A 19,713-nucleotide genomic window follows, 5' to 3' on the forward strand; every position below is an offset into this window, starting at 1 on the left:
GGTCATTAAACTGTGGACCTCTTCTCGTATTCTCGTAGCCACCGTTGCTAAACGGTGGTGCATGTTCTGACACGCAAAGTTGGCAATCGAGAGCCAACGTCCGTTGCATGCCGTGTTCGTGAGCACTGAGGCCGCACGCTACAATGGGCGGTTTCGCAAGACGGACGGGCCGCGAATCATCGTCGCGGCGTGTTGTCTATTCGCCTTTGAGAGACAGTTTGCCGTTGAGGCCGCGTTCGGGGGCTTCTCCGCCGAGGGCTCGTGTGATGACGGTGACGTTGTGGTCGACCATTCCTTCATAGGTTCCCTCGTAGGAATCACCAGGTCCCGCCGCATCGGAAAAGAGCATCCCACCGATGGCGACATTGACGCCGCGGGAAGCGGCACCCTCGATCAACGCTTCAATGCTCTTTTCGGACACGCTGCTTTCGATGAAAACGGCAGGCACTTTTTTGTCGACTAGCAAATCGACCAGTTCGTTCACGCGGCGAAGGCCGGCTTCGGAATCCGTCGAAATACCTTGCACGCCCATCACATCGATGCCGTAGGCCCGGCCGAGATAGCCGAATGCGTCGTGTGAGGTGATCAGGATCCGTTGGTCCTCCGGGATCGTTGCGAGTTTCTCGACCGCGTAGTCAGCAACCCGTTGGAGGCTTTCTTGATAGGAGGCCGCCGACGCGTGGAACTCTTCGGCGTGTTCGGGTAACCGTTCGGCCAACACATCGGCGACGACCTCCGCCGTCGAACTCCATAACGTCACGTCGAACCAGACGTGGGGATCCGGGTGAGCGTGTTGTCCGTCAGGCGACAGCAATTGGTCGGGCGTCAGACGCTCGGTCAACGCGTGCACGGGTATGTTCTTGCCGACTTGGGTGAGCGTGTCGGTCATCTTTCCTTCGAGCATCAATCCCGAATAGAAAACCACGTCTGCGTTCATCAGCAACGCGGTGTCGTCGCGTGACGTCTTGTGCAAGTGAGGATCCACGCCGGGGCCCAGCATCACGGTGACGTCGACGTGTTCGCCACCGACACCGCGGACCACATCACCCACCATCGCGGTCGTGCAGACAACGTTCAGGATTCCGGTCTTTGAGGAATCGTTGCCGCCGGTTGCGGGCGACGTCGACGAAGGTCGGCACCCCGCCGCCAACAAAAAGACGCCCAAAACAACGGAGCAGAGAACGGCGGTCGGGAGGGAACGGGGGTGAGGCATCGGCAACGCATCCTTGAGTAAACGGGCAATCGGGACGCCTAGGTTGTACTCGAACGGGCATGAATTCCGAAGCGGTTGAGCTGTGCGGCGTTGGCTGGCCGAATCAACGCGGACCGAGAATCGGACGTGTCTCGCAGGCCGGGCGAGTAGATTTGACAGCGAATAAGGGCATCGTTACGATCCATTACAGGCTGGCGGCAGGGGGTGGGTGCTTGGTCCGGCAGGCGGGTGCGGGCATCGCTTCAAAAGCGTCGATTGAAAACGGCTTCTTTCAAGAGGATACCTTTGATGCCTTACAAAACCGTTTCCCGGGGACCGTCGCTTTCCATGTTTATCGTGTGCGTGATCCCGCTGGCAATCCTCGTGTTGCCGCGCGTCGTCGCCGCCGATGACTTCTCGGACAAGATTCAGCGGTTGGTGGAGAAGTTTGGCGATCGAAAACAGAAGGCTCGAGAATTCGCGCTGAACAGCTTCGATAAGGCGCAGACTCAAGTGACACGATCCCGAATGCCTGACACCGATCGCGTCGAAGCGGCGATGCGGGTCGTTCGTGCGAAGGCTGATTTTGAATTGACCGGCAATTTTCCCGAAGACGGGTCGATGGCGTCGATTCAGTACGCCTATTTCCGGCAGTTGCATCTGGCGTACACGCCGATTCAGTCGCTGATCGGAAAGGAGATTAGTTCGGCGAGTCGAAGTGGCGCGATTGCGAAAGCTCGGAGCTTGATGATTCAACGAGCCTCGTTAGAACGCGACTTATTAGGGATCGAGGCGTTCGGCGATAAGTTGGCGTTCAAGGGAACGAAAGCTCTCAGCAGTGGAAAGACGATGCCATTGAATTTGTACCTCAGAGACATTTCTGATTCCGGCACGTTCAATGGGAACGTCGACGATAACCCCGGCGTGATGGGACATTGGCGATACGAGGTTCGTGGAAAGCGGGAAGGCCTGATGCTGTCTTTCGCGATGACGAAGAGCCTTCGGGGCAAGTTCTCGTCGGTGCGAGCAGAAGGGTTCTTGTTAGGCGATTTTCTCGTCGCTCAATTCATCGAGGCCGTCGGGACGAAGCGACCGGGAGCGTCGTACGTGGTCTTGAAACGGCAATGAGATGAATCGATCACGTCACCGTATTGGGCCACCGCCGGGTGACAGAGGCTGCGAAAGGAGATGAAAGTGCTGTCGAGGGTTTTCGACAGCGATGTCGCCGATGTCGCCAAACATCGTGGCGCCGATGTTCTCACGAAGCGAGCGTGCGCCTTTGAGCGTTCTGCCGCGAACGTTTGAGGATGGGCAGACGTTTTATGGGCAGACGCTGATTATGGGCTGACGCTGATGCGGTTTTGGACTTTTGAGACGCCAGGTTCTAGTCGCATCAACAGTTCACTCATGCGACGGTCGCTTTCGTTGGCAACGGTTCCGTTCAGGATCGCGGTTTGGTCTTGGATCTGCACGTTGACTCCGCTGTAGGCGTTCGCGGCGGTACCAAATGAAGCACCGGAGCCGACGTTGGTGCGTGGTTTCAGTGTTCCGGCGGTGCGGAAACGGTTTTCTGCGACGGCTTGGCGAGGCAAGCGTGATTGCATGACGCTGGCGGGCAGCTCGACTCGGCTTCGCAGGCGAGTGCGAATAGGCGGCGTCGAGTTGCTGCTGTTGGCGTTATTGTTGTTGAACAGGTTACCGAACGCGGCCCCGAAGCCTCCCCCGAAACCGCCTCCGAACGCATTGCGACCGCCACCGGCGGCGGAGGCACCGGCGTTGGACGCGGCACTGGCTCCGACGGGAGCGGCGGTGGCGGATTGGCCGACCACGCCGGTTCGCTCAACGCCGCTGGAGAACGCTTCGTCGGGTGTGATGCCGCCGATCGCGCCTTCTTGTTGTTCAGTAGCTGGTTGAGCGAACGAGGGCGTCGCGAGGGCGGCGGACACGAGCATGGCGGCGACGAGGGCGAAGAATCGCGGAAGACCGGTGGTTGAATTCGAAAGATTCATATGTTCTTTTGCTTTGTTGGAATCGTGGTTGCCAAGATCGCCTTCGACGGAGCGAATGGACGCACGTTGATCGCAGTTGCCCGCGTGCGGGTGCGGTATAACAGCGTCTGGTGCGGTTGGCGACTCGTGAAATACCATGTCACTGAAACGCCGTTCTGCTGAAACACCGTGATTGCGGCGAAGTTTCTGTCCACCGCGACGATGCCAATAGTCTAGTCTCCCCACCGGCAGTTTGCCCTCTGTTTGGATTCAAATTTCATGTGCGTTCGTTCACTTCGGCTCGGTCTTCGGTGTTTGTTTGGTTGCATAACCGGCATCACCCTCTTCGTCGCACCCGTCACGGCTCAGGATCGCGGCGTGGCCCGCGATAGCGTGTCGGACGCCCTTTCGTTTGAATCCAAATCGCCGCCCGCTTCGCGGTTGTTGCCGTCGGACACGTACGCGTACCTGCGGATTCGAAACGTGGCCGATTTGAAGGTCGGTTTCGCCCGCTCGTCTCTGGGGCAAATGCTCGATGATCCGGCGATGCGGCCGTTCATTTCGGATACGTATCAAACCGTCAGTAACACGTTGGAGGAGTTTGCGTCGCAGATCGGGTTATCGCTCGACGAAATGTTGTCGATCCCCCAGGGCCAGATCGCGATCGCGTTGGTGCCTGGGGCGCCTCCCGAAGAGGAGCCTAAGAATCCCACTCGTGGACCCGACGAGGATGAAGACGAACTCACGGACGAGGAAATCGGGCGGCGTCTGCAGCGTCAACGGCGTCAGCAAAACAGTTTTGCGGTTGTCCTGATCATCGAAACGGGAGAGAAAAACGCTTCCCAAACACGGATGCGCGAGTTGTTAGCGGAAATCGGTGACTTGTCCGGCCGAAATCAATTCGTCCGCGATGACGAAAAGATTGGTGACCACGAGCTGACGTCATGGCGGCGTCCACGCGGTCGCGGCCAACATGTCGAGTGGTTTGAACGCGACGGTGTGTTTGTCGTCGGGCTGGGCCGGCGTGCGGCAGCCGATGTGCTCGAGCGATGGAACGAGTCAGACGAACCACGCAATCGCAAAGAGGCGTCCGAGCGAAGCAAAGATACCGACAGCCAGATGGTTGAAATCAGTGGCAACTTGTCGAGCAATCCTGATTTCGGTGCGGTGATGACGCGGTCGATCGGTGCCGAAGAAGAAACACCTCAGATCACGTTTTTCGTTCACCCGTACGCGATCGCACAAAAGATCATCAGTCGAACGGGATCGGCGTTTTTCATCATGCCGATCGTCGACACTCTCGGTGCCGAAAAGATTCGCGGCATCGGCGGTAGCATCTTCCGCGGCGGTGATATCGTGGAGGGCATCATTCATGCTCATGTCGTGATCGATGCACCACGTGATGGGTTCTTCGGTGTGGTGCGTCCGGAGACGGTTGAGCCAAGTCCACCGGATTGGGTTCCCGCCGACGCGACGAGTTACACGACGGCGCATTGGGACATCGCGACGTCGACGGACAACCTGACCAAAATCGTTGACCAGTTCGCGGGAGAAGGTTCGTTTGACCGGTTCACCGAGGACCGCGTGAAAGGTCGGTTGGATATCAGTCTCAAAGAGGATCTGATCGCCAACCTGACCGGACGTTATGTCGGAGTTCAACGTTATCAATTACCCGCGGCATGGAACGCGGTTGCACGGCTCCATGCGTTGCAGGTTCACGACGTGGATAAGGCGCGAGAGATGTTGAAGAAGGCGAAGACCAAATTGCCGCCGGCCGACATGCAAGCGGAAAACGTCGGAGGCATCGAGGTGTATTTCATTGCGAACCGGCGTGAGTTGCCCGATACGCTGCGAACACCCGAGCGCAGCGTAGCGTTGATCGACGACTACCTCGTCCTCGCCGACAGTCGCGAATTGGTCGAGCAAGTGGTGAGGGCACGCGGCGGCAAGACTCCTCGACTGGTCGACGACACCGACTACGCGCTGATGATCTCCGAACTCGGTGCGAAACTCGATGGTGAGCAACCGTTTTTGCTCAGTTTCTCACGTGACGCGGACAGTTATCGGGTGCTGTACAACATGGCGGCCTCGCAGACGTTCGCCGATACACTGAATCGCCGCGGCGAGAACAACCCGGTCGCTCAGGAATTCGCCGACCTGCTCCGTAGGCAGCAACTGCCGTCGTTCGACAAGCTGCAGAAGTATTTCAACGTCAGCGGCAGTTTCGGGTATGACGAGCCCGGCGGGCTGCACTTTGGATTGATGACGTTGCGACCGTTGGAGTAGCCGGCGGCCGGTCGGGTGCCTGCGATAATGGGCATCGAGTGTGCGAAAATTGACACGTCGGTCGAGGGCCTACGTTTGGGAATCGCCCCTGGATTCCCGTTAGTGGCGTTGTGGGGTCCTTTAGTGGCGGCTCAAGGAAGTTTACCGCCCCGCGATGGGGTGGGGGCTGTTTGAAATGTCCCTCTAAAACGGCGGTAGAGCAAAAAGTTTTTTGGGTGGGAAATGAGCGTTTTCGGCACAATCGTTGCGACATCGGCGTGAGGTCTCGTGATTGCCAGGTTTTTAGGCTTGAAATTCGTGTTGGACGTCTAACCTTGCTGCGGCGAGACATTTATTGCCTGCCGTTGAGGCAAAAGGGCTCCCAGTGAAGAACGCATGATTTTCGGACCTGGCTGCACCAATATTCGATTCCGCGTAGCGAACTTTGGTACGTTCTCGAACGTCTGAGCAGTTACCGCGGGGCAGAATTTGCGGTTCACCCCGGACGTCACCCGTCTGTTTGAAAGGTTTTCCAATGTCAAGAAAAGAATCTCTCCAAAAACTGCGAATCACGTTGGTCCGCCGTCGTGATGCTCTGCGGAAGGCACTGGCGGGGGATCTCAGTTTGCTGCGTGAACTGCATCAGCAAAAAACCGGTGATCCGCTCGATGCGGCCGCGGATACCGTCCAGGACGAACTGAACAGCCAGTTGGTCGAAGTCGAGAGTCGTGAATTGACGGCGATCGAAGAGGCGATCAATAAGTTCCAGCACGGTACGTACGGCGACTGTGAAGAATGTGGAAAACCCATCCCGCTGAATCGCCTCCGCGCGATTCCTTACGCGAGCGACTGCATCGATTGTCGTCGGTTGGCTGAACGTGGCAGTGACGATTCGGCGGCCTCGGTTCCGTGGAACCGTATCTTCGACATGACCGAAGCCGATGTCGTCGAGGGCTAACGGGTCGAACAGGTTTGGGTGTATGGTTATTGTCTTGTGGTCAGAAACATTTCTCTCCCGCTTCACTCCGTGAAAGACAATAACCATGACGGACCTACGGTCTTACGTACGTGACATTCCCGATTACCCCAAACCGGGAATTCTGTTCCGAGACATCACGCCGCTGCTCGCTGATCCCGACGCACTGACAGCAGCAGTGGACGCCATGGCGGCACCTTTCTTAGACGCGGACATCGACATCGTTGCTGCCGCCGAAGCCCGTGGTTTTATCTTCGGAACCCCGCTGGCGATGCGTCTCGGCGCCGGGTTCGTTCCGATCCGCAAACCCGGCAAGTTGCCGTTTGATTTGCACTCGTTCGCCTACCAACTGGAATACGGCACCGACGAATTGCAAATTCATGTCGACGGCATCAAACCTGGTCAGCGTGTGCTAGTCGTGGACGATCTGCTCGCCACCGGTGGCACCGTCGAAGCCTGTCTGCGATTGCTCGAAAAGTGCGACGCCAAAATTGTCGGCTGTTCCTTTTTGATCCACTTGGAAGCACTCGGCGGCGAGGCCCGAATGGAGCCCTACGATGTTCACAGCGTCTTAAGGTACGGCGGCGACGACAGCGAACAGGAACTGAGCATTCAGAACGAAATGCCAGGACCCAGCGTTTAACCTTCCCGCGAGCGACGTAGCTATTTATGAAACTACGTTACTGATCGAAACGCTTTAGCGGGCATTTCGTTTTCGGCGACGTTGAAAATGAACGGCGCCGAGGGTGGTGATCCCGAGCAGCGCCAGACTGCTCGGTTCGGGGACCGCCGAGGCGGTAGTCAGGTTGTCGATCGCGAAATAGCCTGGCGTGTTCATTCCGAACGCACCGACGTCGGAGGAGGAAAGGTTGAAGTGCAGACTCGATGCACCGGCCAGCGGGCTGAGGTCGAGAGTCGTCCACTGGTCGACGATGTAGTCGAGTGAGTTGTCGTCGAAACGAAAGTCGGCGAGGTAGAACTCGACCGACGTGTTGAGAGATTGGTTGGAATCGTCGATACCGAACACCGACAGAAGAAGGTAGTCCGGATCGTCACCACCGGGGCCGCCGAACTTTTTCGCGAACGAGTCGCCGTTCTGCATCGATAGCGCCGCGTACGTCGCGTTCGTAACCAGCACGCTGGCGGCATTCATTCCGACGGGCAACGTGATGCTCGGTAAATAGCGGAGGTCGTTGACGTCGGCTGGATTGAACGGAACCGGATTGAACGCGTTGGGCGCGACGTCGAGATATCCGCTCGCGACGGCGTAGTTTCCGCTGCCTCCAAAACCCGATCCCGTCACGGCGGCGAACTGATTGGTGAACCCAGGTGTTGTCGGATCATTGACGTTTGAATAACTCCATCCCGGGCCGTATTGCCCCGTGTTGAATTGAAAGCCTTGTGAGGTGAACCCGGCGGAGTTGGCGGCTTGACCGTAGCCGTCGAAATAGCTGCCGTTGGGACCGGTGTTTGTGTATCCGGACATTTCGTCAAAGTCGACGGTCACCGCCGCCGGTACGATACAGGTAGCGAGCCATACGTGTCCCAAGAATGGGATCAGAATTCGGAGCGAGGGCATCGTTGAGGGCATGGTCGAGGGCATGGTCGAGGGCATTGTCAAGGACATTGACGAGGGCATTGACGAGGGCATCGTTGAGGGCATGGTCGAGGGCATTGGGATTGGAGTCCTGTGTTAGAGATTGGTGGTGTCGACTGGTTCACGTTTGGCACGTGTGATCAATCTTCCGAGCAGCGTTCGGTCGATCGACTCGGAGAGGAAAACGGTGCGTCCGTCAGCGAAGAGGACCATCGCGCCGCCACCGTGCAGGCTGCGAATTTCGTTGTCGAATGGAGGGGCCTCGGTGTCGTTGACGCCGAAGGCTTGAGCGAACACGTTTCGTCCGTTGATCCACTCGCTGTCAGGACCGCCGACGTCTTCGCCGATAATCAGGGTGTTGGTCAGCCCGTCGAGAATGTCCACGAATCGGATGGGCTTCTCGTACAAGAACACCCCGTCGTCTTGCTCGTTATCAACGAGCAGTTCGCCGAAGATGCCGGCGTAATCGGTTTGGGCACGAATCAACTGTCGCTGCGGGGCGGTCGGGCATTCATAGGTTCCCACTCGCGTCGCGGCCGCGTCGGCGTTTTTCGGTGCATCGAAAGGTAGCCCGAAATCGATCCGTTCGTGTAACGGCTGTTGTTCAATGAAGGGCAGCAGGAATGCGGACCACGCGAATTGTCGCAGCGTTGGTGGCGCGCGGAAGTACCGCCATTCGAAGCACCCTGTTGGCAACGAGCGATGCACGTCGTGATATGAGTGCAACGCGATGGCGATTTGGTGCAAGTGGTTCTTGCAGTTCACCTGACGCGCCGCTTCGCGTGCCGCTTGGACGGCGGGAAGCAGAATCGCGATCAGGACGCCGACGATGCCAATCACGACGAGCAGTTCGATCATCGTGAAGGCGTTGTCGGCTTGGTTCCTGAATGAGAATCGGCGGTCGATGATCATGCTGCGCCAGCGGACTTGCGGCGTCGACGTAGCATCAGTGCACTGCCCGCGATCGCGAACAGGGCGAGGCTGCTCGGTTCGGGAACCGCGGTCGCGTTAAGAACGCCGATGCCAATCCCTTCGCCGAGTCGGAAGTCAAAGCCGCCGGATCCGGTCGTCAGCCAGTTGTCGTAGATCGGGTTGTCGTTGCTGTCGAGGAACGATCCGTTACCGGGAATGTCGAAGAGTCGCACGTATTGGATGTTGTCGAGATCGAGCAACCCGCCCGTAACGAGCGGATCGGTGCTGAGGTCATCGAGATCGAATGGCGTTCCGAATCCGGCGGCATGTTTGCCCGCGAGGTTATGCACGTTGGTGACATCGAAACCGGAAAACGAGGTGCCAAAACCGCCTGGCAGCGCTCCGTCGTTCAACGCCGTGCTGGGGAATCGAGCGAAATCACTTCCGTTGGTCGAGACATCCACGTAGGCGAACTCTGCAAACAATCCCGATACGCCATCGGCATTGGTGCCGAATCGAAATCCGTTTTCGAAGACAGCGAAGTCCGCTCCGGAACCGTTTCCGATTCCTGTTGGGAACAGTACCGTGAGGTATCCGGGTGAGTCGCCACTCGCGATCTCGGTGGCGTTCAAATCGCCGAGACTGTTAAAGCCGCCGGTTTGATTCACCGTCGTGCTGCCGCGAGGTCCGAACATGGTTCGCGTTTCGTCGATCACGTTGGCCCATTCAACGAATCGTGGATCGTTCGACGCGATCGCGCCATCGACCGTGTTGGTGGTGTCGGTCGGGCCGGAATAGATACCGGCCGATGCGGGGTGTCCGAGCAGCAGAACGGCAAGGAAAGTGGAGAGAAAAAGGGGACGGAGCATGTTTGATGCCTTTGTCGATCGCAGGCATTCCGCGACCGTCGATTCCGTCGGCGCGTATCTTCATCCCAAACGATTCGCTCCGTGAGCAAACCGCATACGAGACAGACCGGTACCGGGAACGATGACAGCGTGAACGCCAAGGCTACTAAAAAATCCAACGCGGACGCGGCAAATCACTCGGCAGCAAAATACCGATCGTTTTAATCACGACTGCATTGCAACGTTTGCCTCAATCCAAGAAGGCACGGAACGTCTTGCTCAAGGTAGGTCTTCTGACTCACCACCTTTTCAGTCGCTCACTGCCTTCTCACCCGTTAGCGGGCAATGGCACTTCCATAGAAGGAGCGAATGATGTGATTGGTTAAAATCACTGGCGGAACACAGCGGCTGGACCGTCCCGGAATTTCACCGGAGTTCCCTGTTCACGAGTCGCACACCTGTGGGCTCGTCACCATGAACACGCGAGAGTCTAGATCGTCCTCGCGGAGTGTCAAGTCGTTTGATCGGCACGAACAACGGCGGTCAACAAAGACGACGAAAACGACGGTGTGCAACAGTGCAGCGGTGAAGCGAGGGTACACGCACGATGGGTTGCCGCCCCGCGAGAGCGTTATTGCTTTCGTTATAGCCGCCGTCGACCGACGGTGGCCCACGTTCAAGAGAACCTCGCGTCTCTCAAGAGCCTAAGTCGTTTTCGGCGATTCGTTACAGCAAATCGTCTTCGAGCAAATGGCAATACGCGTCGTAGCGACGGGCGTCGATTCGGGCGTCGGCGACTGCATCTTTGACCGCACAGTCATCTTCGTGCAGGTGCAGACAATTGGGATAGCGACAACCGTTGACGTAGGGACGCAGGTCTGGCATCAAGCCCGCGACTTCGGTTGCCTGAATGTCCCACAATTGGAATTGGCGGATGCCCGGAGTGTCAAAGACGGCACCGCCATCGGCTAATGGGATCAGTTTGGATGCGGTGGTCGTGTGTCGACCTTTTTGGTTTTCGGTGCTGACGGTCGAGACCGCGAGAGCCAGGCCGGGTTCGATCGCGTTGAGCAAACTGCTCTTACCCACGCCGCTTTGTCCGGCCAACGCGGTTTGCCGGTTTCGTAAAAACTCGCGGAGATATTCGATGTTTTGACCGGTGGATGCGGACGTCGGCAAAACGCGATAACCCAGTGACGCGTACGCTCCGACGAGCGACTGCAGATGGATCGGATCCACGAGATCGATTTTATTGATAACGACAACGGGTTCGATTTCGCACTGCGCCGCGGTTAGCAACATCCGATCGATCAGGACCGGCTTGATACCGGGTTCGGCGGCGCTGGCGATGATCAGCATGGCGTCAACGTTGGCGACGATGACGTGCTGTTTTCCGCGGCTGGTGCGGCAAATGATTCCGTGCCGCGGTTCGATCCGTTCGATCATTCCGTCGGCCGTTACGACTTCACTTGCGCGGCGGCCGGATTGTCCGTCATCACCCACGCGGGCTTCGGTACGGAACCAAACATGGTCTCCGGCGACAACGACACCGCGTTGATCGGTCGCGAGCGACTTGAGCACTTGGCGAGTCGCACACGCGTACAGCCGACCGTCGTCGCTGAGCACTTTGCTTTGCAGGCCGTGGACGCTCAGCACGCGTCCGTGGGTCAATTGCGTCTCGTCGACGTGAACGTTGACTTGCAGACCGTCCGAGCCGGCGGGAGTGCTGTCGGCTCCCGCGATCGTTCGGCGACGTGTCAGTTCGCCTTTCCCGGTCAGCCGCTCACCGCGTTCCACATCGTCGAGCCGCGAGGACTCTTCGCTGTGGAATTCACGAGTCAGATCGCTCGTGCGGACGCGGCCTTGATGTTTCTTTCGAAACTCCGCCCGCAACTTGCCTTTCTTTTTAGCCAACGAGATTAATCTTCGGTTGGGACGGTGGAACCGGAGCTGCGCTCGGCGGCACCTTCGGGAGCCATGATCTGTTCGATCTTGCCATCCCGGTCGCCTTTGCGTTTGTGAATCGACGGGCCGATCAGCTCGGTCAATTCGTTCTCGCTGAGTTCCTCGCGTTCGAGCAGGCCGCGGGTGATCTTCTCGAGTTCGTCACGATGCTCACGCAGCAACTGTTCCGCCTTTTGATCGGCTTCGAGAAGAATGCGTGCCACCTCTTCGTCAATCAACTCTTGGGTGTGTTCGCTGAATTGACGTTGTTGGTGAATCTCGCGACCGAGGAACGGATCTTCGTCGCTGGTCTTGTAACTGACCGGACCGATCTTCGGACTCATGCCCCAATGCGTGACCATTCGACGCGCGATGCTGGTCGCCCGTTCGAGGTCGTTTTCGGCGCCGACGCAGGTTTCGTTGTAGATGATCTTTTCTGCCGCACGGCCGCCGAGTAACACGATCAGCTGGTGATCGAGTTCCTTCTTGCTCATGCTGAGACGATCCTCGTTGGGGACGTACTGCGTCACGCCGAGGGCACGTCCACGAGGGATGATCGTGACCTTGTGGACGATGTGCGATCCTTCGAGGTGCCACGCTGTGAGCGTGTGCCCGGCCTCGTGGTACGCGGTTTTTTCCTTCTCGTCTTCTTGAAGGACTTCTTCGCGTTTCGCACCCATCAGGATCTTGTCGCGTGCGAAATCGAAGTCGATCATTTCGACGACCTTCTTGTCTTGGCGAGCCGCCCAGAGAGCCGCTTCATTGACCATGTTGCGGATGTCCGCACCGGTCAGGCCGACCGTACCGGCAGCGAGTCGTTTGAGATCGACGTCGTCTGCCAACGGCACGTCGCGAACGTGAACCTTGAAGATCTCTTCGCGGCCCTTCATCGTCGGCCGTCCGACTGTGACGTGGCGGTCGAAGCGCCCAGGACGCAGCAGAGCGGGGTCGAGAACGTCTGGACGGTTCGTCGCGGCGATCACGATCACAGCGTGCGAGCCGCTGAATCCGTCCATCTCGCCGAGGATTTGGTTGAGTGTTTGTTCGCGTTCGTCGTGTCCACCACCGAGACCGGCACCGCGTTGGCGACCGACGGCGTCAATTTCATCGATGAAAATGATCGACGGCGAATGCTCTTTCGCGGTTTTGAACAAATCTCGCACGCGGCTGGCACCGACGCCGACGAACATCTGAATGAATTCACTCCCGTTGACGCTGTAAAACGGCACTTCCGCTTCACCAGCGACAGCGCGAGCGAGCAACGTTTTCCCCGTTCCCGGAGGTCCGTTGAGCAGCACACCCTTGGGCACTTGGCCACCGAGCCGCGAGAACTTATCGGGCGTTTTGAGGTAATCGACGATTTCTTCCAGGTCGGCTTTGACGCCCTGGAGACCGGCGACGTCGTCAAACGTGATGACTTTGTCGGTCGCCTCAAAACGTTTCGCAGGACTCTTGCTGAACCCCGACAGGAATCCGCCTCCGCCCATCATTTCGTTGCGGCTGCGGCGGATCATCGTGAAGATTAGGAACAGAATCCCCAACGGCAGGACCAGCATCAGCAGAATTTGCATGATTGCGGCGGTCGAATCCGGCTTTTGGAATTCGTAGTCTTCGACGCCCTGCTCTTTGAGACGTTTTTCTAGAGCGTTGGCGTATTCGTTACCGGCGGGACGGGTGAAAACAAATTCTTTCGAATATTGCTCGACCTTCGTGTCCTCGTCGATGTTTTTTTCTTTGGGAAACGGCTTATCTGGCCGAACCTTGAATTTCCCCGTCACCTCCAAATCGCCGATTTGAACCGACTCAACGTTCCTCTTTTCCAACTGTTCTTGGAAGAAACTAGCGGAAATCTGTGAGCGGTCGTCTGGGCGGTTGGCGAACAAAATTGCAGCAAGTGCGGCAATCACGAGGGCAATCATGATCGGATTGCCGCCGCGTCGACCACCATCCTGGTCAGTCGGTTCTTTCGAGGGGGACTCGGAGTCCTTGGCCATATTGTTTTCCTATCGTGTCTTAGGCTCTATGAAAAACGAGCCGTTTTGGCATTCGCTGCGGGAGTGTAGCAAGGAGTGTACCGGGAATTCGAAATGACGACCAACCGAGTCTTTTTAGTTCCCGATTACGTACAAAAAGTTTTTTGTACGCAGTCCCAAAGCGTCGCCCAGCGAGACGGGGCTGGCGACGGTGTATTCTTCGTCGTCCGCGACCTCATTGGTGGCCACGATCGACGGTTCGTCGGAGGCGTCCGGTCCCCCGAGTGGGGAGATTACCGATGTGCTCGCGTTTTCTCCGGTCACGTAGAGGCGGTCGCCCGAGATCAGCGGCGAGCTGCTGAAACTTTGGCGTGTTCGCGGCAGTTTGACGGTCCATAGCGTTTCGCCCGATTGGGCGTTCAACGCGTAAACCGTTCCCTTGTCCTGCTTGGCGTCCGAAACGACGTACAGAACGCCGTCGCGGATCGCGGGCGTTGGCACGTCGCTGCCGAGGTCGTCGCGGAACCAGACGATCGAATCTTTGCCTTTGCCCGCCACGAGTTGTGTCATGTCGACGGCCGTCAGGGTCGCGCCTCGCGAATAGGGGCAGAAGATCAGGTTGCCGGCCGCGACCGGTGATGAGATCGACCGAAAGAACTTTTGCTGTTCGGGATTGAATCCACCGAGACGCCCGATCTCCTTGCCGTCGGACGCGTTGTTGATCGTCAGGTGATCGGCGCCCATTACCGCGATCGCGGGTTCCCCGTTGATCTCGACGGCGAGCGGAGTCGTGTAGCTCTGAGCCGCTTCTTCGGGAGCATCCGTCATGCGGTCCGCTTTCCATTTCATCTCACCGGTGGCGATGTCGAACGCGACCAGATAGCTGGGCCCCGTCTGCATCACGGGAACGACCACCATCGAACCGACGAGCAGAGGCGACGATCCCAAATCCCACCACAGCGAGTCTTCGCCGAATTTGTCTTGCAGGTTGTGACTCCAGAGGACTTCGCCGGTCAAATTCACGCACGCCAAATCACCGCTGCGGAAATACGCGACGACGTGTTCGCCGTCGGTCACCGGCGACGGGTTACTGCCGCTGCCCTTGCGGTGTTTGTTGCCACGGTCGGAGCCCATCGGGACTTGCCAGATGATGCGTGGTTCTTTGACGTCGACCGCGAAAAGGACGTTTTTGCCTTCAACACCGCTGGTCAAAAACGCCGTCTCGCCGACGACGACGGGGGTGCTGCCACCGGAGCCCGGGATGGCGACGCGAGTGGCGGATTCTTCCGTCCATTTCACTGGTAAATCGGTGTCCGGCGACACGCCTTGCTGTGACGGGCCACGCCACTGTGGCCAAACGGTGTTGGGTTGTGAGTTCGCGCTAATCGCACCTGATGCTGACGCGGTCGTCGCTTCATTGGCAACGCAAACGTTCGCTGTTAACAAAGAACAGGCGACTAAGCATGCGTTCATCGATCGGACGGGCACCGTAAACATTTTCGTTCCTCTTTCAACGGAAGACATGTGCGACAGGCGAAAAGACCATTGTGGGGCAAGGACTGATAACTCGCCAGTAGCAAGTGTTTGTGGATGGCCGATGAATCGAATTTTTATAAGCGACCGCCACACTGACCGATACATTTGTCGGTCTGGTCCCCTGCTCGTTGACGTCGCGCCATTGACATTGTGTCGTTGGCATCACGCCATGAACGCTGTGCCCGGATGTGTCTAGCCGGGCTGCGCGTTGGGCCGTCGGCGGGCGAGCACCAACAATCCCACCATCGTTAACGCGATCCCGATCAGAAGCGTTGACGTGACCGGTTCCGCAAACAGAATCACTCCCGCCCCGGCGGCCATCGCGACCTGGGACGCGTTGAGTAGGTGGACCGCGACGATTGGGAGCACTTTCATTGCCGTTGTGATCGCGATAAAAGCCAGAAAGTTAAACACTCCCGCGGCTCCCATTGACCACCACAGCGACGCGGGCAGTTCAGTGATATCGGCGAAACCGCCACGCAGAGCCACCAACGCGAACAAAGCCAACGATCCCACCGCGCCGCTGATCCACATCGCGGTCGCGGCTTGCATTCCATTTTGCATGTTGAATCGCATCGTGGAACTGAACACCGCGAAACACAGTCCTGAAAAAACAGCGAATGCGGCACCAACCCATCGCTGGACCGCAAGACTGTCGGCACGTTCACTCGCGACGAGGCTCGACGCGTCCGGATCGGGATGTCCGGCTTGCGAAAGAATCACGACGGCGACCATCAAAATCGCCATCGCGATTGCCGTCCGGCGGCTGACGGTTTCGCCGAGCAAGACCCGGCCGACGATCGCGCTGCCGATTAACAACGCACCGAGTGTGATCGGGACCGCGGCGGCCAACCCGATCATGCCGAGTGCGACTTGAAAGGACGCGTTGCCGCCGACCTGGCCGAGCAAACTGATCAGGATAAATCGCGGGACGAGATGACCGCTCTTGGCGATCGGTTGCCCACCCATTTTCAACGCGACGAGAAAAGGGGTCAGGCAGATGACCGTGGGGATCGCTTTGAAGGCCGCCACGAGAAACGGATCGGCGGCCACCGATTGTCGCAGCGAGATGTTTGCCAGCGTGTAGAACACCGCGGAGATCAATCCGCATACCACGCCGAGACCGATGCCCGGGCGGACGATCGAGCCGTACATGCGTTCGGGCCAACCCGGCAGTACTTTTGCGTCAGTGGCGAGGGATTCAATCATTGCACCGTCGACTCGATGACACCGTCGGCAACGCGGCTCTGTAAGGTTTGTCCGGATTGAACGTCATCGACCGATCGAACGACGGTTCCGTCATTGGTTTGCGTCACACTGTATCCGCGCGAAAGAACGCTCAGCGGCGAGAGGGCCGAGACCGCCGCCGCGAGTTGACGCATCCGGCTCTGGTTCTGTTCTAATCGCCGGCGCATCACCGACCGCGCTCGCTCATCGAGGTCGTCAACCATCCTGCTGCGATTGAGGACGATCTCGAACGGGTTGCGAAAGATCGGACGTGACTCGATCCAGTCCAAACGTTGCCGCGACGATTCGATTCGCCGAAACAATGACCGCCGCATCACACCATCGAGTGCGTCGAGCACGTCGACTAAAACCTCGCGATCCGGCAAGACTTGGATGGCCGCGTCGGTCGGCGTCAATGCACGAACGTCGGCGACAAGGTCGGACAGCGTGACGTCAATTTCATGGCCGACTGCGGAGACCGTCGGGATGCGTGATCGTGCCAATGCGCGTACGAAACGTTCTTCGTTGAACGACCAAAGGTCCTCGAGCGAACCGCCTCCACGAGAAACGATCAAGACATCTGGCAGCGGATCGAGTTGATGAGCGGCCGCGATTCCCTCGACCAACATCTCGACACTGCCTGGCCCCTGAACGCTCGACGGGATCAGCACGATTTCGACCCCCGCATGACGCGACGCGGCTGCTTGCAAGAAGTCACGAATCGCCGCTCCCGTGGGGCTGGTAACGATCGCGATTTTTCGTGGGACGCGCGGCAGCGGGCGTTTGCGTTCGAGCGCGAACAGGCCTTCCGATTCGAGTTTGGCTTGCAGTTGTGCGAGCGCCAATTGCAACGCGCCCATGCCTTGCGGTTGGCATTTCTTGACGACCATCTGTACCGTGCCGCGTGCGGCGTAGACTTCGATGTCGCCGAAACACAAGACACTTTGCCCGTCATCGAGATCGAAGGGCAGACGTTCGGCGACGCTCCGCCACATCACGCCGCGAAGCTGCGAGCGATCGTCTTTCAGCGTGAAGTAGAGGTGGCCGCTGCGTGGTCGCGCGATGTCGGTGATTTCGCCCGCCACCCACATGCTCGACAACGACGACTCGACGGCCCGTTTAATCCGCAACGTCACTTCGCTGATGCTGAGGGCCTCTTCGGCGGAGGCGGCGGTCTTTTTCTTTGCGGGCGTTTTAGTCGCAGCCGTTCTTTCGGCGACCGTTTTTTCCGTGGCCGTTTTGTCCGCGGCCAGCGATTTTTCAACCGACGTTTTCGGCGCGGCCGTGCGTTTCTTTCTCGCGGCTTTCTTTACCGGCGCAGCGTTCTTTGACGCCGATTTGCGTTCCGCGTTCTCGTCAGACGGTCCGTCATCTCCACCGCCGAAGTCGAAGGGAAGTTGTTGCTGGTCTGCCGTCATGCGCTCGGCTCGACCGGACGACGTGTTCGGCGGCGCCGTCCCGATCGGGCAAATTTCGCTCGCACGTCCGCGACCGCGACGAGCAATTGATCCACCTCGTCGGTCGTGTTGTACAAATAGCAGCTCGCTCGCGCCGTTGCCGTCACGCCGAGCGATTGGTGCAGCGGCATCGTGCAGTGATGTCCGGCCCGTACCGCAACGCCACGGCCGTCGAGGAATTGGGAAACGTCATGAGCGTGAACGCCTTCGATCACAAAACTATTGATGCCCCCTTTTTTGTCCGCGGTCGGTCCGATCACTCGCACGCCGTCGATCGCACGCAGTCCCGCGTCGGCGCGTTCGCCGAGGACACGTTCGTGGGCGTGAATGTTTTCCATCCCGATCGCGGTCAAGTATTTCAGTGCCGCGGCGAGCCCGATGGCTTCGACGATTGGTGGCGTTCCGGCTTCGAATTTCTCGGGCAGTTCGTGAGTCGTGAATCCCTCCGTCGTGACGTTGAGGATCATCCCGCCGCCACCCAAGAACGCGGGCATCGCGTCGAGCATCGCTTCTTTGCCGTAGAGCACGCCGATACCGGTGGGGCCACAAACTTTGTGACCGCTGAACACGACGAAGTCCGCATCCCAGGCTTGCACATCAATTTGTTGGTGCGGTGCCGCTTGCGCTGCATCGATCAGCACCGTCGCACCGTGTTGACGCGCCATCGACGTCCAGCGTTGCACGGGATACTCGCTGCCGAGCGTGTTGGACGCGGCGGCGAAGGCGAACATTTTTGGTTGCAGTCGATCGAGATACTCGGCGACGGTTTCGTCACTGATTTCAAAGTTCTCGTCGATCGGAATGAACTCGACTCGGCATCCCGTTCGCGCCGCGAGTTGATGCCAGGGCACAATGTTCGCGTGGTGTTCGCTGATCAACAACAAGATCACGTCATCCGACGAGACGTTCGCGTCGCCCCATGACCGGGCAACGGTATTGATCGCCGCAGTGGTTCCGGCGGCGAAAATGATTTCACGAGCGGACGCGGCGTTCAAGAATTCTCGCGTGGTCTCCCGTGCCGCTTCGTACGCACGTGTGGACTCTTCGCTGAGCGTGTGGATGCCTCGATGCACGTTGCTGTAATACTGCAGATAGCATTCATCCATCGCCTCGATCACCGCTCGAGGTCGTTGCGTGGACGCAGCGTTGTCGAGGTAGATCAGCGGATGGCCGCCGGTGACGTTCCGTTGGAGAACGGGAAAGTCGCGGCGGATTTTATCGGTGTCCAGCAGGCTCATTGCTCTTCCTCGAGCGAAGGGCCGCCGAACGAAGTCTTCGTATCGAGTTCATCGTCGTTTTCGGTGACGCTGGGGTCGGCCTCGGTACCGACCGGGCGTTTGAGCGCACCCTGCACCACCTTCCAACTCAGCAGGCAGCATTTTTGGCGGTTGGGCGTCAGTCGTGGGCCGAAAAGTTCGAGCATTTTTTCGGCGGAAAAATTTTCGACTTCCTCAATCGTTTTGCCCTCGATCGCTTCGAGCAGCATCGAGGCGGACGCTTGGCTGATCACGCACCCGTCGCCCTCGAACCATGCTTCGGCGACACGTCCGTCGGCATCGAGACGCAGATCGATGTGGATTTTGTCACCGCACAGCGGGTTTTTGCCGTCGTGGGCGTGCGTCGCGGTCGCCAACGGGCCACGGTTGTACGGATCCTCGTAGTGATCCAAAACGTGCTCTTGGTAAATATCCTGATCGTTAGGATTGTCCTGCGGGCTAGGCATTGGCTTTAAAAAGTGGGGCTGAAAGAGAAGGTTGGGTGGATGTCTGTTGTGGAGTCGTGGGATTGACCGAGAAAG

The 19,713-nt window shown here is 58.3% G+C and carries 16 protein-coding genes and 1 riboswitch; of the genes, 4 read left to right on the forward strand and 12 right to left on the reverse strand.

From position 1 onward, the window contains the following. Window positions 1–196: 196 nt before the first annotated feature. A complete protein-coding gene (locus tag FHS27_RS29170; protein ID WP_184309698.1) occupies window positions 197–1,213 on the reverse strand; it encodes a metal ABC transporter solute-binding protein, Zn/Mn family in 1,017 nt (338 codons plus the stop codon). A gap of 288 nt (window positions 1,214–1,501) precedes the next feature. Between FHS27_RS29170 and FHS27_RS29175 the strand changes: the two genes are divergently transcribed. Beyond that, a complete protein-coding gene (locus FHS27_RS29175) occupies window positions 1,502–2,320 on the forward strand; it encodes a hypothetical protein (protein WP_184309700.1) in 819 nt (272 codons plus the stop codon). 209 nt (window positions 2,321–2,529) lie between these two features. On the opposite strand, the gene FHS27_RS29180 is transcribed toward FHS27_RS29175, so the two are convergent. After that, the gene (locus FHS27_RS29180; RefSeq protein ID WP_246421255.1) at window positions 2,530–3,201 is read right to left on the reverse strand and encodes a BON domain-containing protein; all 672 of its coding nucleotides are present in this window, start codon (window positions 3,199–3,201) and stop codon (window positions 2,530–2,532) included. Window positions 3,202–3,558: 357 nt separating this feature from the next. On the opposite strand from FHS27_RS29180, the gene FHS27_RS29185 reads away from it, so the two are divergent. The 3 genes from FHS27_RS29185 (at window position 3,559) to FHS27_RS29195 (ending at window position 7,064) form a co-directional block, all read left to right on the forward strand. After that, window positions 3,559–5,466, forward strand: a complete 1,908-nt coding sequence (locus tag FHS27_RS29185; RefSeq protein ID WP_315854750.1) for a DUF3352 domain-containing protein — start codon at window positions 3,559–3,561, stop codon at window positions 5,464–5,466. Window positions 5,467–5,980: 514 nt separating this feature from the next. Next, window positions 5,981–6,403 (forward strand): TraR/DksA family transcriptional regulator, encoded by a 423-nt coding sequence (locus FHS27_RS29190; RefSeq protein WP_009097874.1) that lies wholly within the window; start codon window positions 5,981–5,983, stop codon window positions 6,401–6,403. Window positions 6,404–6,488: 85 nt separating this feature from the next. Next, entirely contained in the window at window positions 6,489–7,064 is a 576-nt protein-coding gene (locus FHS27_RS29195) for an adenine phosphoribosyltransferase (RefSeq protein WP_184309706.1), read from the forward strand. 54 nt (window positions 7,065–7,118) lie between these two features. Here FHS27_RS29195 and FHS27_RS29200 read toward each other — a convergent pair whose 3' ends face one another. The 10 genes from FHS27_RS29200 to sufU form a co-directional block, all read right to left on the reverse strand. Further along, entirely contained in the window at window positions 7,119–8,000 is an 882-nt protein-coding gene (locus FHS27_RS29200) for a DUF4465 domain-containing protein (RefSeq protein ID WP_246421260.1), read from the reverse strand. 114 nt (window positions 8,001–8,114) lie between these two features. After that, window positions 8,115–8,930, reverse strand: a complete 816-nt coding sequence (locus tag FHS27_RS29205; RefSeq protein WP_184309710.1) for a DUF1559 domain-containing protein — start codon at window positions 8,928–8,930, stop codon at window positions 8,115–8,117. Continuing rightward, entirely contained in the window at window positions 8,927–9,799 is an 873-nt protein-coding gene (locus tag FHS27_RS29210) for a PEP-CTERM sorting domain-containing protein (RefSeq protein WP_184309712.1), read from the reverse strand. Before FHS27_RS29210 ends, FHS27_RS29205 begins: the two co-directional genes overlap by 4 nt. A gap of 245 nt (window positions 9,800–10,044) precedes the next feature. After that, a riboswitch (cobalamin riboswitch) is annotated at window positions 10,045–10,270 on the reverse strand. 234 nt (window positions 10,271–10,504) lie between these two features. Continuing rightward, the gene (gene rsgA, locus FHS27_RS29215; protein ID WP_184309714.1) at window positions 10,505–11,692 is read right to left on the reverse strand and encodes a ribosome small subunit-dependent GTPase A; all 1,188 of its coding nucleotides are present in this window, start codon (window positions 11,690–11,692) and stop codon (window positions 10,505–10,507) included. Window positions 11,693–11,697: 5 nt separating this feature from the next. Next, window positions 11,698–13,716, reverse strand: a complete 2,019-nt coding sequence (ftsH, locus tag FHS27_RS29220; protein ID WP_184309716.1) for an ATP-dependent zinc metalloprotease FtsH — start codon at window positions 13,714–13,716, stop codon at window positions 11,698–11,700. A 114-nt stretch (window positions 13,717–13,830) separates the two neighbouring features. Further along, window positions 13,831–15,192 (reverse strand): outer membrane protein assembly factor BamB family protein, encoded by a 1,362-nt coding sequence (locus tag FHS27_RS29225; protein WP_184309718.1) that lies wholly within the window; start codon window positions 15,190–15,192, stop codon window positions 13,831–13,833. Between the two features lie 231 nt (window positions 15,193–15,423). Continuing rightward, window positions 15,424–16,440, reverse strand: coding sequence for a DMT family transporter (locus FHS27_RS29230; protein WP_184309720.1), 1,017 nt, complete (start codon window positions 16,438–16,440; stop codon window positions 15,424–15,426). Continuing rightward, window positions 16,437–17,876 carry an exodeoxyribonuclease VII large subunit gene (xseA, locus tag FHS27_RS29235; RefSeq protein ID WP_184309721.1) on the reverse strand — a complete coding sequence of 480 codons (1,440 nt, stop codon included), beginning with the start codon at window positions 17,874–17,876 and terminating at the stop codon, window positions 16,437–16,439. Before xseA ends, FHS27_RS29230 begins: the two co-directional genes overlap by 4 nt. Then, on the reverse strand, window positions 17,873–19,153 hold the full coding sequence (locus FHS27_RS29240; RefSeq protein WP_184309723.1) for an aminotransferase class V-fold PLP-dependent enzyme: 1,281 nt from the start codon (window positions 19,151–19,153) through the stop codon (window positions 17,873–17,875). Before FHS27_RS29240 ends, xseA begins: the two co-directional genes overlap by 4 nt. Beyond that, complete coding sequence (sufU, locus tag FHS27_RS29245; protein WP_184309725.1) at window positions 19,150–19,638, reverse strand: Fe-S cluster assembly sulfur transfer protein SufU; 489 nt, start codon at window positions 19,636–19,638, stop codon at window positions 19,150–19,152. Before sufU ends, FHS27_RS29240 begins: the two co-directional genes overlap by 4 nt. Window positions 19,639–19,713: the final 75 nt, after the last annotated feature.

It is taken from the genome of Aporhodopirellula rubra (assembly GCF_014192335.1).
GTDB classification, from domain to species: domain Bacteria; phylum Planctomycetota; class Planctomycetia; order Pirellulales; family Pirellulaceae; genus Rhodopirellula; species Rhodopirellula rubra.

Bases quoted from the DNA above. Each gene is read 5' to 3' on its own strand.
- FHS27_RS29170 (WP_184309698.1), bottom strand. From the start codon at position 1,213: ATGCCTCACCCCCGTTCCCTCCCGACCGCCGTTCTCTGCTCCGTTGTT.
- FHS27_RS29175 (WP_184309700.1), top strand. From the start codon at position 1,502: ATGCCTTACAAAACCGTTTCCCGGGGACCGTCGCTTTCCATGTTTATC.
- FHS27_RS29180 (WP_246421255.1), bottom strand. From the start codon at position 3,201: ATGAATCTTTCGAATTCAACCACCGGTCTTCCGCGATTCTTCGCCCTC.
- FHS27_RS29190 (WP_009097874.1), top strand. From the start codon at position 5,981: ATGTCAAGAAAAGAATCTCTCCAAAAACTGCGAATCACGTTGGTCCGC.
- FHS27_RS29195 (WP_184309706.1), top strand. From the start codon at position 6,489: ATGACGGACCTACGGTCTTACGTACGTGACATTCCCGATTACCCCAAA.
- FHS27_RS29200 (WP_246421260.1), bottom strand. From the start codon at position 8,000: ATGCCCTCGCTCCGAATTCTGATCCCATTCTTGGGACACGTATGGCTC.
- FHS27_RS29205 (WP_184309710.1), bottom strand. From the start codon at position 8,930: ATGATCATCGACCGCCGATTCTCATTCAGGAACCAAGCCGACAACGCC.
- FHS27_RS29210 (WP_184309712.1), bottom strand. From the start codon at position 9,799: ATGCTCCGTCCCCTTTTTCTCTCCACTTTCCTTGCCGTTCTGCTGCTC.
- ftsH (WP_184309716.1), bottom strand. From the start codon at position 13,716: ATGGCCAAGGACTCCGAGTCCCCCTCGAAAGAACCGACTGACCAGGAT.
- FHS27_RS29225 (WP_184309718.1), bottom strand. From the start codon at position 15,192: ATGTTTACGGTGCCCGTCCGATCGATGAACGCATGCTTAGTCGCCTGT.
- FHS27_RS29230 (WP_184309720.1), bottom strand. From the start codon at position 16,440: ATGATTGAATCCCTCGCCACTGACGCAAAAGTACTGCCGGGTTGGCCC.
- xseA (WP_184309721.1), bottom strand. From the start codon at position 17,876: ATGACGGCAGACCAGCAACAACTTCCCTTCGACTTCGGCGGTGGAGAT.
- FHS27_RS29240 (WP_184309723.1), bottom strand. From the start codon at position 19,153: ATGAGCCTGCTGGACACCGATAAAATCCGCCGCGACTTTCCCGTTCTC.
- sufU (WP_184309725.1), bottom strand. From the start codon at position 19,638: ATGCCTAGCCCGCAGGACAATCCTAACGATCAGGATATTTACCAAGAG.